The following is a 14,031-nucleotide window of genomic DNA, read 5'->3' on the forward strand; positions in this document are numbered from 1 at the left end:
CAAAAAACGGCGCACCCACACCGACAGGGAAGAGCAATGGCAACTCAGCAACCGGCACGCTCGCCGTGAACCGATACAAAACGCTATTGGTGATCGTCAGCACGCAATCGCTCAGCTGGTACGACTACATCGGCTGCGCCATGTCGCTCGGCACCGCGACCGGCATCTCGATCAACACCGCGCACGAACTCGGCCATAAAAACAACCGGTTCGAGCGCTGGCTCGCAAAAATCACGCTCGCCCCCGTCGCATATGGCCATTTCTTCGTCGAGCACAATCGCGGCCATCATGTGCGCGTCGCCACGCTGGACGATCCGGCCAGCGCCCGCTACGGCGAATCGTTCTGGGCGTTCCTGCCGAGAACCGTAACGGGCAGCGTCAGATCCGCGTGGCGGCTCGAAAAGGCGCGGCTGGCACGCACCGGCCACTCGTGCTGGTCGTGGCGCAACGAAGTGCTGCATGCGTGGGCGACGACTGCCGCGTGATGGGGCGCCGCGATCGCGTTGTACGGCGCGAAAGTGCTGCCGCTGCTGCTGATCCAGGCGGTATATGGCAGCGTCGCTGCTCGAAGTCGTCAACTACACCGAGCACTACGGGCTCGGCCGCAATCAGTTGCCGAGCGGGCGCTACGAGCGCTGCACGAGCGCGCACTCGTGGAACAGCAGCCACGTCGTGACGAACCTGTTCCTGTATCGACTCCAGCGCCACGCCGATCATCATGCCAACCCGGCGCGCGCTTATCAGGCCCTGCGGCATTTCGACGATTCGCCGCAATTGCCCGCCGGTTATGCGACGATGATCCCGCTCGCCTATGTGCCGCCGCTGTGGTTCAAGGTGATGAATCCGCGCGTCGTCGGGCACTACCGCGCGAACATCGGGCAATCGAACATCAAGCCGTCGATCCGGCAACGGGTGCTTGCTGAACTGGGCGCGGCACGCGCATGACGCGGCGGCATACGCGGCCTGAGCCACGTCAAAGCAAAACCGGCCGCATAAGCGGCCGGTCGTCGACAAGACAGCGCTTTCGAAATTCGGCACGCCGCCGAATGCGTTACTTGAGCGTCACGGGTACGCTGAAGTACTTCTTCGCAAGGCCATCGATCGTGCCGTCGGCCTTCAGTTCCTTCAGCGCCTGATTGACCGCGGTTTTCAACGACTCATCGCCCTTACGCAGCCCGAAGCCCACGCCCGAGCCGAGAATCTCCGCATCGCTCACATGATCGCCCGCGAACGCGAAGCCCGCGCCCTGCGGCTTCGACAGAAAGCCCTTCGCGCCCGCCTCCGAATCCTGGAACGTTGCGTCCAGACGCCCCGACTTCAGGTCTTCGTAGGCCAGATCCTGCGTCTGATACGGCACGACTTCGACGCCCGCCGGCGCCCAGCGCTTCTTCGCGTAGGCTTCCTGAATCGTTCCTTGCAGCACGCCAATGCGCTTGCCCTTGAGCGAGGCCGTCGTCGGCAGCAGCCCGCTGCCCTTCTTCGCGATCAACTGATTCGGGATCGTGTAGATCGGATCGGTGAAATCGATGGCGCGGCGGCGCTGATCGGTGATCGTCATGTCGGAGTTGATCGCATCGAATTTGCGAGCCTGCAGCGCCGGGATCAGGCCGTCGAACGCGTTTTCGACCCACACGCACTTCACCTTCAGCTTCGCGCATACGGCATTGCCGATATCGATATCGAAACCGGCCAGCTTGCCGTCGGGCGTCTTGTATTCGAACGGCGCATACGATGCCTCGACGCCGAAGCGAATTTCCTTCAGATCGGCCGCGACCGCGCTGCCTGCTGCCAGCATCGCTGCCGTCGCGACCGCGTGCGCGGCCATCTTTCGCCAGTTCAATTTCATCAGTGTTCTCCTCGATACGAACGAACATTGTCAGTCAGCGACCGGAACGCCGCATGATTGCAGCGCAGCCGTTTGCGGACAAACACGCGGCCCGGTCATGATGCGGCGCAACAGCCGCAAGGTCGCGATTGTACCGTCTCGGGCGCCCCGGCTGGTCGGGCGCGCGCGCCAGGGCGGGCGCGGCGGCGATTACGTCGCGGCATGCGGAATGCGCAATTAGGCGTCGCAATCGCGCAAGCGGCGCGCTGCGCAAGCCGGCGGGCGGCATGCACGCGGGGGAGCGGAAACCGGCTCTGGAGCTCGGACGGGCGCGGCGCGCGCCTGCCGCTCAGACGAGCGCAGCGTATATGTCGGCCGTCGTCTCGACGACCAGCAGCCCCGCTCGCAAGCCAGGCTTGACCGACGGATTTGGAAACACGATGCGCTCCTCGTCGCGCGTCACCGTATAGCGGTAATCGCCGTCGCGCGCGAGCAGCGTGCCTCGCGCGAACGGCGTGAAGTTCGGCACGTCCTTGTCGACGAACAGTTCGAGCGCGTCGCTTTGCTTGGTGATCTGATCGACGACCGTGAATACGCGCGGCAACGGCGCATGCGCGCGCGGCGCGGCGCCCGGCACGCCGCCGCGATCGGACACGAGATGGCGCACCGCCTGATCGGCGTGCGCGAACCGCGCGAGATCGTTCTCGCCGAACGGCATCACCTTGCCCAGCTCCAGCGTGCATGCGAGCGCGCCGCACTGCTGCGCGGTGAAATGCGAAAACGTATTTCCTTTCGCCGTATGCAGCAGCACCGCCGCGATCCGCGCGAAGCCGAGCCATTCGAACATCGTCCGCGCCGGCGGCATGCCGGTATGCGGCAGCAGGGCGAACTGCTCGAACATCGATGCGCGAATCGCGGTATGCATGTCGATGTGCCAGCGCTCACCGCCCGTGGGTGCCGCCGCGAAAAAGCGCGCCGCGGCCGCCTCGAGCTGCTCGGCGCGAAGCGCCTCGCGGCTCGGCGCCAGCTGCTGAACCTGCTGGTAGCGGCCGCCGAACAAGCGATTCAGATCGTCGTCCAGATAACGCCGCCCCGCACGCATCGCGGCCGGATTGCCGAGCGCGACGAGCAGCCTGCACGCCAGCGGCAGCGTGCCACGCGCGATGTCGCGAACGAGCCGCGACGCCAACTCGATCGGCGCCGTTTCGTCGCCGTGCACGCCAGCCGATACGAGCACGCTACGCATGCGCGGCGCGGCGTCGGCCGGCTCGAGCAGCAACAGCCCGTCGCCGAGCCAACGCCAGTGCACCACGCGTTGCGCGCATTCGCCGGTGGCCGAAGATGCAGCGCCGCCCGCCAGCGTCAACGCGAGAAAATCGTCGAGCCAGCCCGCGCCGCCGCCGCGTTCAGCGCTGAAAATCATAGAGCGAGCCCAGGCCGAGGATCTGCGTCAGCTCATCGAGCGCCGTGCGCGATTCGTCGAGCAGCGCCGGATCGGCGAGATCCGCGGGCGACAACCGGTCGCGATAATGTCTGTCGATCCATCCATCGAGCGACGTGAACAGCGCATCGTCGATCCAGACATTCGACTTCACCGCGTCGCGTTCCGCATCGGTGAGCACGACGCGCAGCCGCAAGCACGCCGGGCCGCCGCCGTTCTTCATGCTTTCGCGCAGATCGAACACCAGCACGTCGCGAATCGGCCCATTGCCGGCGACAAGTTCGTCCAGGTAGGCGGACACATTCGGATTCTCTCTGCATTCCTGCGGAACGATCAGCAGCTGCGCGCCGTCCGCGCGCGTGAGCAACTGGCTGTTGAACAGATACGAGCCCACCGCGTCCGCGACGCTCACCGCGTGCTGCGGCACCTCGATGATCTTGAGCTGCGCGCCCAACGCGCCGAGCGCGGCGCTCAGCGTGTCGTAGGTCACCTGCTTGTCGACGAACGCGCGCTCGTGGCAAAACAGCGTATCGCGGTTGCCCACCGCGATCACGTCGTTGTGGAACACGCCGGCGTCGATCACGTCCGGGTCCTGCTGCGCATAGACGGTCGCCTCCTCGCGCAGGCCGTGGCGCTGCGCGACCGCGCGGCTCGCCTCGAACGTCTGGCGCGCGGGAAAGCGTTTCGGCTCGGGCCCGCGCCGGTATTCGGCGCGGCCATACACGAAGAACTCGATGCCGCGTGCGCCGTATTCGGCGCAAAAGCGCGTGTGGTTCGCCGCGCCTTCGTCGCCGAGCGCGGGCGTGCCGGGCAGCGCGTCGTGCACCGCGAAGCGCGCGTCGTCCGAGAAGATCGCGGCAAGCGTGCGGCGCGTCGCCTCGTGCTCGATCGCCCGGTGCAGCTTGCTGCACAGATTGGCCGGCGTGAAATGGACGCGGCCGTCGGCCGTATCCGCCGACGGGCTCACCGTCGCCGCGTTCGCGGTCCACATCGCGGACGCGGAACTTGCCGCGGCGAGCAGCTCGGGCGCCTGCTTCGCGGCTTTCGCGATCACGTCGGCATCCTTGCCGGAGAAACCGAGTTCGCGCAACAGGCGCAGCGACGGCCGCTCCTGTGGCGGCAGCACGCCTTGCGCAAAGCCCAGGTCCGCGAGCCGCTTCATCTTGCGCAGCCCCTGCTTGGCGGCCGCCTTCGGGTTCGCGTCGCTCTTTTCGTTGGACAGCGATGCGACATTGCCGAACGACAGCCCCGCATAGTTATGGGTCGGGCCGACGAGCCCGTCGAAATTGGCTTCTTTTGCGTTCATCGTCGCATCCTGCTCAGAAATGAAGGCCCGGCGACAGGCTCGCGGGCATTTGCAATTGCGCGCTCTCGACCGATGCCATCGGGTACGCACAGTAATCGGCCGCGTAATAGGCGCTCGGCCGGTGGTTGCCGGAGCGGCCCGTGCCGCCGAACGGCGCGGCCGACGACGCGCCGTTGGTCGGCCGGTTCCAGTTCACGATGCCGGCGCGGATCGAGCGGCAAAACGTGTCCCACATGCGTTCGTCGTCCGCAAGCAGCCCCGCCGACAAGCCGAATGCGGTGTCGTTCGCGCGCGCGATCGCGTCGTCGAAATCCGCGTAGCGGATGATTTGCGCGAGCGGGCCGAAATGCTCTTCGTCGGGCAGCGCGTGCACGTCGGTCACATCCAGAATCGACGCGTTCACGAAGCCGAGTTCGCCGTCGCGCTGTTTCATCTCGATGACCGGCTTCGCGCCGAGCGCGACGAGCCGCGCCTGCGCCTGGACGAGCCGCGCGGCCGCGCGCGCGGAGATCACCGCGCCCATGAACGGCTGCGGATCGGCATCGTAGACGTCCGCGCGGATCTTCGCCGTCACGTCGGCAAAACGCGCGATGAAACGATCGCCGAATGCGCCGCGCGGCACGAGGATGCGGCGCGCGCACGTGCAGCGCTGCCCCGCCGACAGGAACGCCGACTGGATCGCATGATGCACCGCCGCGTCGATATCGGCGGCCTCGGCGACAACGAGCGGATTGTTGCCGCCCATCTCGAGCGCGAGCACGATCTCCGGTCTGCCGCCGAACTGCTTGTGCAGCAGCGTGCCGGTGTCGGAGCTGCCGGTGAAGAACAGGCCGTCGATCTGACGATGGTTCGCCAGCGCGATGCCCGTTTCCTTTTCGCCCTGCACGAGATTCAGCACGCCCGCGGGCAGCCCCGCGTCGCGCCAGACCTCGACAGTCGCGCGCGCGACGCCCGGCGCAAGCTCGGACGGTTTGAACACGACCGTGTTGCCCGCGATCAACGCGGGCACGATATGCCCGTTGGGCAAATGGCCGGGAAAATTGTACGGTCCGAACACCGCGACGACGCCGTGCGGACGATGCCGCAATACCGCGACGCCGTCGGCCAGCGGCGCGCGCTTCTCGCCGGTACGTTCGTGATACGCGGTGATCGAGATGTCAACCTTCGCCGCCATCGCGGCGACTTCGGTGCGCGCTTCCCACAGCGGCTTGCCGGTCTCGCGGCCGATCGCAGCCGCGATCGCCTCCTTGCGCTCGTTGAGCAATGCGGCAAAGCGCTTGACGATCGCGCAGCGCGCGTCGAATTCGAGCGCCGACCACGCGGCGAACGCGCGGCGCGCGCTCGCCACCGCAAGTTCGACGTCGTGCGCCGACGCGCTCGCGCCTTCCCACACGCGCTCGGTCGTGCCGGGATTGCGCGACGAAAAGACGTGGCCCGTGCCTGCCACCCAGGCGCCGTCGATGAAGAGTTCGGTCATGGTCTATCCCTGTTTCTGTTTGAGCGGCAGCACGCGCACGTGATCGCCGGCCTTGACGCGCAGCGCGGCGGCATCGTCCGCCGACAGCGTGAACGCGCCGTCCTCGACGAGCCCCGGCGCGACGCCGACGCGAAAATCCGCAAGCGACGTGTTCGACACGAGCGAGCGCGGCGCATCGCCGCTCGCGGCGGCGTTGCCGATCGCAACCGGCACGACGGCGCTCTCGCGCACCGTGCGCAGATCCGACACGTGGCATTCGAGCACGGGGCCGGCATCGAAAATATCGACGTGGTTCTGATAGCGCAGCCCTTCCGCCTCGAGCATCTTGCGCGCGGGCAGCGTATCGCGATGCGTGAGCCCGATCACGTCCTGCGCGTCCTGCGGCAGCAGGTCGACGTAGACCGGAAAGCGCGGCATCAGCTCGGCGAGAAACGATTTGCGGCCGTGCGAACTCAGGTAATCCGCGGCGTTGAAATCGATCTGATAGAAGTGCGAGCCGACCGCGCGCCAGAACGGCGACGTGCCGTCGTCGTCGAAATGGCCGCGCAGCTCCGCGCAGATGCGCTCCGGGAACCGTTCGCGGAACTGCGCGATGAACATGAAACGCGAGCGCGACAACAAGCCGCCGACGCCGCCCGTCCGGTAGCGCGGGCTCAAAAACAGCGAGCACACTTCCGCATAGCCCGTCAGGTCGTGCGAGATGTTCAACAGCGACATCCGCGTCCACACGCCGAGATCCTGGCTCGCATGCACCACCGTGCTCACGCGGTAGTTGTAGAACGGCTGCGTCAGGCCCACCTCGGTCTCGATGCCGCACACGCCGGCGATATCGCCCGTGTGCGTGTCCTCCATCACGAAGAAGTAGCCGGCATCGGCCGGGCTTGCTTGGCCGTCGAGCGTGCGGCGGGTGCGCTCGATACGCGCGGCGAGCGCGTCGCGGTCCGGCTTGAACGTGGTGAGGCCCGGCCCGGTTTCCCGCGCGAGCGCGACGAGCGCGTCGACGTCGCCCGTCTGTACGACTCGAACGACGATCATGCTGCATCTCCCTGTGAGTTGGCCGGCAGGCTGCCGCGCGCATCGCGGCCGCCTTCGGCGTCGCGCTGGTGCAGCGGTACGCAGCGCACCGTATCGCCATCGGCGACGTTGAGCGCCGCGCGCGCGTCGGCGGCAAGCGGCGCGTCGGCGCCGCTTGCGGGCAGATCCGCGAGTACGCAGCGAAACGCGTCGCCACGGCCGCTCGACAGCAGGCACGCGATCTCGCCGTGCTCCCGCGCGGATTCGCGCACCATGCGCGCGACGTTGCGCGTCACGCACGCGGTACGGTCGACTTGCGCGGTCAGCACCGGGCCGGCATCGAAAATATCGACGTAACGATCCGGCTCGAAGCCTTCTTCCAGATGAATGTCGTAGGCCAGCAGCGCATGCTCGTTCGGCTCGCCCAGCACGCGCTGCGCGGCCTCGGGCAACAGCGGCACGTAAAGCGGATAGGTCGGCATCACCTCGGCGATGAACGTGCGGCTTCTGCCGCCCGACTCGATCTCGATCGCCGCGAAATCGCGGCCGAAAAACTTGCGGCCGACCGCTTCCCAGAACGGCGAGACGCCCGAGCCGTCGGTGACGCCGAGCAGCAGCGAGAATACTTCCGGCGTGAAGCGGTTGCGGTTCGCGGCGATATACATCATCCTCGCGCGCGACAGCAAATGCGCGGCCGCATCGCCGCGCAGCGAAGGATCGACGTAGAAGCCCGCCAGGCGGCTCTTGCCGGTCAGTTCATGCGACATCGTGAGCGCATGGATCTTGCGATTCACATGCAGCTCGCGCGACGCATGGATCAGTGCATCGTTGCGAAACGCGTAGAACGGCTCCGAGTAGCCGGCCGCGGCGACGATGCTCGACGTGCCGAGCAGCTTGCCCGTCGCGCCGTCCTCGAGCACGAACAAATAGAACTCCTCGCCGGGAAAATCGACTTCCGCGCGAAACGAATCCTCGGAAAGCGCGACGCGCGCCTCGAGCGCCGCGCGGTCGTGCGGCAACGAATGCAGCACCGGTTGCGCGGTGCGCGCCATCTGCGCGAGCGCGTCGAGATCGGCGAGTCTGCCTGGGCGTACAAAGAGCATCGTCGTTCCTGTCTGCTGGTCTGTCTGCTGCGATAGGCCGGGATACGGGCCGCTTCAGCGGGCGGCGGCGCCGGTTTGCGCTGCGGCGAGCACCTGCTCGACTGCCTTTTCGAAGCGCGCCAGGCCCTCGTCGAGCACGTCGAGTTCGATCACGAGCGACGGCGCGAAGCGCAGCACATCCGGCCCCGCGATCAGCATGATGACGCCGTGCTCGGCCGCGGCCGACACGAAATCCTTCGCACGGCCGCCGAACGCGGCGACAAGCTCCGCGCCGATCAGCAAGCCCTTGCCGCGAATATCGTTGAAGAGATTGAAGCGCGCGTTGATCTTCGCGAGCGTGGCCGTCAGCCGCTCGCTGCGCTCGCGCACGCCCGCGAGCAGCGCCGGATCGCTGACGAGCTCGACGACTTTCTCGGCAATTGCCGACGCCAGCGGATTGCCGCCGTATGTCGTGCCGTGCACGCCGACCTTGAAATGCGCGGCAAGCTCGGCCGTCGTCAGCATCGCGCCGATCGGAAAGCCGTTGCCGAGCGCCTTCGCGGTCGTCAGGATATCGGGCGTGACGCCCGTGTCCATGTAAGCGTAGAAGTGGCCCGTGCGGCCCACGCCCGTCTGCACTTCGTCAAAGATCAGCAGGGCGTCGTGGGCATCGCACGCTTCGCGCAGCGCCTTCAGGAACGCCGGATCGGCGGGAATCACGCCGCCTTCGCCCTGGATCGGCTCGACGATCACCGCGCAGGTTTGCGGACCGATCGCGGCCTTGGCCGCGGCGATATCGTTGAACGGCAGATGCTTGATGCCGGCGGGCACCGGGCCGAAGCCGTCCGAATACTTCGGCTGGCCGCCGACGCTGACCGTGAAGAACGTGCGGCCGTGAAACGACTGGGCGAACGATACGATCTCGTATTTGTCCGCGCCGTGCCGCTCGAACGCGACGCGGCGCGCGAGCTTCAGCGCGGCCTCGTTCGCCTCCGCGCCGGAATTCGCGAAGAACGCGCGGTCGGCGAAAGTCAGCGCTTCCAGACGCTTGGCCAGACGCAGCACCGGCTCGTTCGTATAGCCGTTGCCGATGTGCCAGAGCTTGCGGCTCTGCTCGTCGAGCACCTTCAGCAGTTCCGGATGGCCGTGGCCGAGCGCCGTAACGGCGATGCCGCCCGCGAAATCGACGTAATCGCGCCCGGCCGTATCCCACACGCGCGAGCCTTCGCCGCGATCCGGCACGAACGGCGCGGGGGAGAACACCGGCACCATGACTTCATCGAAAGTCTGGCGGGACACGGTCGGGGTTTTCATGGGCGCTCCTTCCAATTTGTCAGAGATAACAGGTTCAAGTTTAGGAAATCGTTCGCGCGGCGTCTTGCGTGATTGCGACGGGAAATTTTGCAGAGAATGGGCGTGGCTGAAGAGCGTCGGCAATGGCCTGCCGCGCGAGCGGCCAATCAGTCACTCAGCCATTCACGGCACGCCCGAGCCGCCGCTTTTACCCCTGCCCGCCCTTTCGACCAGCGCGCCCGGCTGCGGGGCTTCGAGCCCGCCTCCTTCGATCCAGGCCCGCCGGTCCTCCCGGGGCGTCACGCCGAACCGCTCGCGGTACGCATTCGAAAAATGCGCGGCCGACGCAAACCCGCAAGCAAGGCTCACCTGCACCACCGACTTGCTGGTGCGCTGCAACTGCGTGCGCGCCTTGAGCAACCGCAGATTCAGGTAATACCGCGACGGCATCGCGCCCAGATACTGCTTGAACAGCCGCTCGAGCTGCCGCCTCGACACCCCGACGAGCCCGGCGATCTCGTCGGTTGTCAGCGGGTCCTCGATATTCGCCTCCATCAGCAGCAGCGCATCGTTCAACCGCGGATGCCGCTCGCCCGGCGCGGTCACGAACGGAATCCGCTGCCGCTCGTCGCCGCTTCTGAGCGTACCCGTGCCAAGCGCGTCGGCGATCCGCTCGGCGAGTTCGCGGCCGTGATCGCGGCCAATCATCGCCAGCATGAAATCGACGCTCGCCTGCCCGCCCGCGCAGGTTGCGCGATCGCGGTCGATCTCGAAAATCTGCTGCGTGACGATCGAGCGCTCGAACTGCTCGGCGAACTGCTGATACGTCTCCCAATTCACGCTGACCCGGTAGCCGGACAACTGCCCGGCCATCGCGAGCCACCACACGCCATGATGGATGCCCGTCACGAGCGGCGTGCGCTGCCCGACCCGCGCGAGGCTCGCGAGAAACAGCCGGTAATCGGCAAACTGCTGAAACCGCTCGCTGACGACGATCAGCCAATCGCAAACGATCGCATCGTTGAACGCGGCATGCGCGTGCCATTGCGCGCCGCCCGCGAGCGGCACCGGCCGCCCGTCCCACGAACAGACCTGCCAGCGGTACAAAAGGCGTCCGTCGATCTCGTTGGCGAGATTCAGCGCATCGACGATCGGCCCGACGCCCGACATCGACACCGGCGGCAACGCGACGATCGCCACCTGTATCGTGCGAGCCGGACTCGCCGGCCGGTTCACGGACACCACCGCCTGCTGCGTCGCATATCGGCCGGCCCGTTACTTGAGGCTGCCGGACAGGAACTGCTTCAAACGCCCGCTTTGCGGACGCGCGAGCACGTCGGCGGGGTTGCCCTCCTCCTCGGTGCGCCCCTGATGCAAGAACATCACGTGATTCGACACGTTGCGCGCGAAGCCCATCTCGTGCGTGACCACGATCATCGTGCGCCCTTCGTCCGCGAGCTTTTGCATCACCTTCAGCACTTCGCCCACCAACTCCGGGTCCAGCGCCGAGGTCGGCTCGTCGAACAGCATCACGTCCGGATGCATCGCCAACGCGCGCGCGATCGCCACGCGCTGCTGTTGGCCGCCCGACAGATGCGACGGATACTGCTTCTCCACCCGCGGCGCGAGCCCAACCTTCTCCAGATATTCGCGCGCGCGCTCCTGCGCTTCTTTCTTCGGAATCCCGAGCACATGCACCGGCGCTTCCATCACGTTTTCCAGCACGTTCATGTGCGCCCACAGATTGAAGTGCTGGAACACCATCGCGAGCTTCGTGCGGATTCGCTGAAGCTGCTTGTGATCGGCGACTTCGAGATTGCCCGCGCGATCGGTCTTGGTGCGCACTTGCTCGCCGTCGACGACGATCTGCCCCGCGTTCGGCCGCTCGAGAAAATTAATGCAGCGCAAAAACGTGCTCTTGCCCGAGCCGCTCGCGCCGATGATGCTGATCACATCCCCCGCCTTCGCATTCAGCGACACGCCCTTGAGCACTTCGTTGTCGCCGTAGCGCTTGTGGATGTCCCGCGCCTCGAGCTTGCAGGCGGCGGCGTTCGTGTTCATGGTCTCTGCCAACTGGCTCTCCCCGGAAATGAAATCAATGGCGGCCGGCCGCGAGATACGCGAGCCAGTGGCGCTCGGCCCGACGAAAGGCCGCGACGAGTGCGAAAGATACCGCAAGATAGATCAGCGCGGCGATTCCGAACGACTGAAACGCCATGTACGTCGCCGAATTCGCGTCACGCGCGACTTTGAGGACGTCGGGCACGGTTGCCGTGAACGCGACGGTCGTCGCGTGCAGCATCAGGATCACCTCGTTGCTGTACAGCGGCAGCGCACGGCGCAGTGACGAAGGCAGAATCACCCGGCGGTACATCGTGAACGCGCCCATCCCGTATGCGCGCGCCGCCTCGACCTCGCCGTGCGGAATCGCGCGGATCGCGCCCGCGAAAATTTCGGTCGTGTATGCGCAAGTGTTGAGCGCGAACGCCAGGATCGTGCAATTGAAGCCGCTGCGGAAAAACGCGTCGAGCATCGCGTGCTCGCGCACGAACGCGAGGCTGTACATCCCCGTATAGATGAGCAGCAGCTGCACGTACAGCGGCGTGCCGCGAAACACATACGTGTAAAACGACACGGGCGCCGACACCCAGCGGTTCTTCGACACGCGCGCCACCGCGAGCGGCACCGAGCATACGAAGCCGAGCGCGAGCGACGCGACGAGAAGCCAGAGTGTGACCGCAAGCCCCGACATGCGCTGACCGTCCCAATAGAAGAACGCGCGCCCGAATTCCTGGAGGATCTCGATCATAGTTCAGCGTGCCTCACACCGATGGAATAGCGCTTCTCGAGCTGCCGGAGCACGAGGTTCGAGAACGTCGTGATCGCAAGATAGATCAGCGCCGCGACGACGATGAAAAAGAACATGTTGAACGTGCTCTTGCCCGCATCCTGGGCGGCTTTCACGATATCGGCCAGGCCGATGATCGACACGAGCGCCGTCGCCTTCACGAGCACCTGCCAGTTGTTGCCGATGCCGGGCAGCGCGAAGCGCATCATCTGCGGAAACAGGATGCGCGCGAACACGCGCATCCCGCTCATCCCATACGCGCTGCCGGCCTCGAGCTGCCCGCGCGGCACCGATAGAAACGCGCCGCGAAACGTCTCGGTGAAATAAGCGCCGTAGATGAAGCCGAGCACGAGCACGCCTGCCGCGAACGGATCGATGTCGATCTGCCGCCAGTTCATCAGGTCGGTCAGTTCGTTCAGCCAGATCTGAAGACTGTAGAACAACAGCAGCATCAGCACGAGATCGGGCACCGAGCGGATCAGCGTCGTATAGCCAGTCGCGACGGCGCGCAGCGCCCGATTGCGCGAAAGCTTCGCGACCGCGCCGATCAGGCCGAGCGCGATCGCGGCAGCAAGCGAGAGCACCGACAGCTCGACCGTCTGCACGGTGCCGGCCCAGATGACCGGGCCAAAGCCGTATAGAAACACGCTTGAGTCTCCGTGATCGTTTTGGAAGAGGCGCACGAGCGGCTGCGCCGGTTTGACGCGGATAGTCGCAAGCGAAAAAAATCCGCTCAAATGCGCCGGGCGTGCGATGCTGCGTCGCAATATACGCTTGGCGCGGACTCGCGGCGCCCGTGCGGCGCGGGTCCGGCGGAATCCGCACGCGCGGCAAACGCGTTCGGGCGCGCGCCGCATGCCGCAATTTCGCAAGTTTCGGGTCGCTTTTTCGATAGAGCCGGAATGCGCGGCGGCCCTGCGGCGCGCAGCGGCAGGCCGCCCGCACCGGCCCAAGCGCGCGGCGCTCAGCGCCCTTTCAGGATATCGGAGCGCGACGTCGTATAGACGAGCCCGTCAGGGCCGAAATGGACGTTGAAGAATGCGTCCTGGTTGACGCCGTCTTCGAGCCAGCGCCAGCTCCAGACCGTCTCGGGCTTGAGCGGATAGCGCGCGATCTCGGTCGGCTTGCCGAGCAGGCGCCGCACCTCGTCCTCGGTCATGCCGGGCCGGATCTTCGCGAAATTCGCCGCCGTCAGCACCTGCGTCGCGGCGATAAAGCGGCCGTTCGCGTCGATGTCGACCATATAGGTTTCGTTGCCCATCGGGCCGCGCGGATATTCGAGCCGCTTCGAGCCGTCGGTGTAGACGCGCTCGGTCTCTGGCTTGCCCATCTGGCTGCGAATCTCGGCCTCGGTCGTCACGCCCGGCGTGAGGCCCTTCAAAAATAGGGGCGCGGGCTTGACCGCGTTGAAAAAATCCTTGAGTCGCTGCACGTTCTGCTCGCTCTGGCGCTCGTCGCAACCGGCAAGCGCAAGCGCCGCGCCAAGCATCACGACAGGGAAAATGCGGAATCGGAACATCGTCATCGGGGAAACGGCGCGGCCTGCGCACGGCATGGAACACGCGCAAAAGCATACCGTACCGCGGCCATCGCGCGCGAAAATCCGGGGCACGCCAAAGCATGCAAAATCGAGAGGAATCGGACGGGCCAATGGCAAGCCGTCACAGGCCGGCATGGCGCGCTTGCGATTCGAATTCAAGCGTTGCGCGCGAACTCGAATTTTGGGCTCGGGCGCCGCGCCTTTG

Annotated in this window: 12 protein-coding genes and 1 pseudogene; 1 reads left to right on the forward strand and 12 read right to left on the reverse strand. The window is 66.1% G+C overall.

The annotated features are described in order from the left end of the window. Positions 1 to 92: 92 nt before the first annotated feature. Positions 93 to 945: pseudogene (locus WS68_RS16410) on the forward strand (alkane 1-monooxygenase); the annotation flags it as partial. Between the two features lie 106 nt (positions 946 to 1,051). Here WS68_RS16410 and WS68_RS16415 read toward each other — a convergent pair. The 12 genes from WS68_RS16415 to bamE all read right to left on the reverse strand — a co-directional run bounded on the left by WS68_RS16415 (position 1,052) and on the right by bamE (position 13,811). Beyond that, the gene (locus tag WS68_RS16415) at positions 1,052 to 1,846 is read right to left on the reverse strand and encodes an ABC transporter substrate-binding protein (protein WP_059571810.1); all 795 of its coding nucleotides are present in this window, start codon (positions 1,844 to 1,846) and stop codon (positions 1,052 to 1,054) included. 328 nt (positions 1,847 to 2,174) lie between these two features. Then, positions 2,175 to 3,248 carry a succinylglutamate desuccinylase gene (astE, locus tag WS68_RS16420; protein WP_059571811.1) on the reverse strand — a complete coding sequence of 358 codons (1,074 nt, stop codon included), beginning with the start codon at positions 3,246 to 3,248 and terminating at the stop codon, positions 2,175 to 2,177. After that, complete coding sequence (gene astB / locus WS68_RS16425) at positions 3,232 to 4,572, reverse strand: N-succinylarginine dihydrolase (protein WP_059571812.1); 1,341 nt, start codon at positions 4,570 to 4,572, stop codon at positions 3,232 to 3,234. Before astB ends, astE begins: the two co-directional genes overlap by 17 nt. Positions 4,573 to 4,585: 13 nt before the next feature. Continuing rightward, a complete protein-coding gene (gene astD / locus WS68_RS16430; protein WP_059571813.1) occupies positions 4,586 to 6,049 on the reverse strand; it encodes a succinylglutamate-semialdehyde dehydrogenase in 1,464 nt (487 codons plus the stop codon). A 3-nt stretch (positions 6,050 to 6,052) separates the two neighbouring features. Continuing rightward, positions 6,053 to 7,084 carry an arginine N-succinyltransferase gene (astA, locus tag WS68_RS16435; protein WP_059571814.1) on the reverse strand — a complete coding sequence of 344 codons (1,032 nt, stop codon included), beginning with the start codon at positions 7,082 to 7,084 and terminating at the stop codon, positions 6,053 to 6,055. Continuing rightward, positions 7,081 to 8,166 (reverse strand): arginine/ornithine succinyltransferase subunit alpha, encoded by a 1,086-nt coding sequence (gene aruF / locus WS68_RS16440; RefSeq protein WP_059571815.1) that lies wholly within the window; start codon positions 8,164 to 8,166, stop codon positions 7,081 to 7,083. The genes astA and aruF overlap by 4 nt, the downstream gene beginning before the upstream one ends. A 54-nt stretch (positions 8,167 to 8,220) precedes the next feature. Further along, positions 8,221 to 9,459, reverse strand: coding sequence for an aspartate aminotransferase family protein (locus tag WS68_RS16445; protein ID WP_059571816.1), 1,239 nt, complete (start codon positions 9,457 to 9,459; stop codon positions 8,221 to 8,223). Positions 9,460 to 9,621: 162 nt separating this feature from the next. Continuing rightward, positions 9,622 to 10,683 (reverse strand): GlxA family transcriptional regulator, encoded by a 1,062-nt coding sequence (locus tag WS68_RS16450; protein WP_059571817.1) that lies wholly within the window; start codon positions 10,681 to 10,683, stop codon positions 9,622 to 9,624. A gap of 30 nt (positions 10,684 to 10,713) precedes the next feature. Then, complete coding sequence (locus WS68_RS16455; RefSeq protein ID WP_059571818.1) at positions 10,714 to 11,499, reverse strand: ABC transporter ATP-binding protein; 786 nt, start codon at positions 11,497 to 11,499, stop codon at positions 10,714 to 10,716. Positions 11,500 to 11,533: 34 nt separating this feature from the next. After that, positions 11,534 to 12,247: an ABC transporter permease gene (locus WS68_RS16460; RefSeq protein ID WP_059571819.1), complete on the reverse strand. Its 714-nt coding sequence runs from the start codon at positions 12,245 to 12,247 to the stop codon at positions 11,534 to 11,536. Then, a complete protein-coding gene (locus WS68_RS16465) occupies positions 12,244 to 12,933 on the reverse strand; it encodes an ABC transporter permease (protein ID WP_059519343.1) in 690 nt (229 codons plus the stop codon). The genes WS68_RS16460 and WS68_RS16465 overlap by 4 nt, the downstream gene beginning before the upstream one ends. 317 nt (positions 12,934 to 13,250) lie before the next feature. Beyond that, entirely contained in the window at positions 13,251 to 13,811 is a 561-nt protein-coding gene (gene bamE, locus WS68_RS16475; RefSeq protein ID WP_082710106.1) for an outer membrane protein assembly factor BamE domain-containing protein, read from the reverse strand. Positions 13,812 to 14,031 lie beyond the last annotated feature (220 nt).

This window comes from Burkholderia sp. TSV86 (assembly GCF_001522865.1).
Classification (GTDB): Bacteria; Pseudomonadota; Gammaproteobacteria; order Burkholderiales; family Burkholderiaceae; genus Burkholderia.

Excerpts from the sequence above, each read along its gene's own strand:
- WS68_RS16415 (WP_059571810.1), bottom strand. The coding sequence starts at position 1,846 with ATGAAATTGAACTGGCGAAAGATGGCCGCGCACGCGGTCGCGACGGCA.
- astE (WP_059571811.1), bottom strand. The coding sequence starts at position 3,248 with ATGATTTTCAGCGCTGAACGCGGCGGCGGCGCGGGCTGGCTCGACGAT.
- astB (WP_059571812.1), bottom strand. The coding sequence starts at position 4,572 with ATGAACGCAAAAGAAGCCAATTTCGACGGGCTCGTCGGCCCGACCCAT.
- astD (WP_059571813.1), bottom strand. The coding sequence starts at position 6,049 with ATGACCGAACTCTTCATCGACGGCGCCTGGGTGGCAGGCACGGGCCAC.
- astA (WP_059571814.1), bottom strand. The coding sequence starts at position 7,084 with ATGATCGTCGTTCGAGTCGTACAGACGGGCGACGTCGACGCGCTCGTC.
- aruF (WP_059571815.1), bottom strand. The coding sequence starts at position 8,166 with ATGCTCTTTGTACGCCCAGGCAGACTCGCCGATCTCGACGCGCTCGCG.
- WS68_RS16445 (WP_059571816.1), bottom strand. The coding sequence starts at position 9,459 with ATGAAAACCCCGACCGTGTCCCGCCAGACTTTCGATGAAGTCATGGTG.
- WS68_RS16455 (WP_059571818.1), bottom strand. The coding sequence starts at position 11,499 with ATGAACACGAACGCCGCCGCCTGCAAGCTCGAGGCGCGGGACATCCAC.
- WS68_RS16460 (WP_059571819.1), bottom strand. The coding sequence starts at position 12,247 with ATGATCGAGATCCTCCAGGAATTCGGGCGCGCGTTCTTCTATTGGGAC.
- bamE (WP_082710106.1), bottom strand. The coding sequence starts at position 13,811 with ATGACGATGTTCCGATTCCGCATTTTCCCTGTCGTGATGCTTGGCGCG.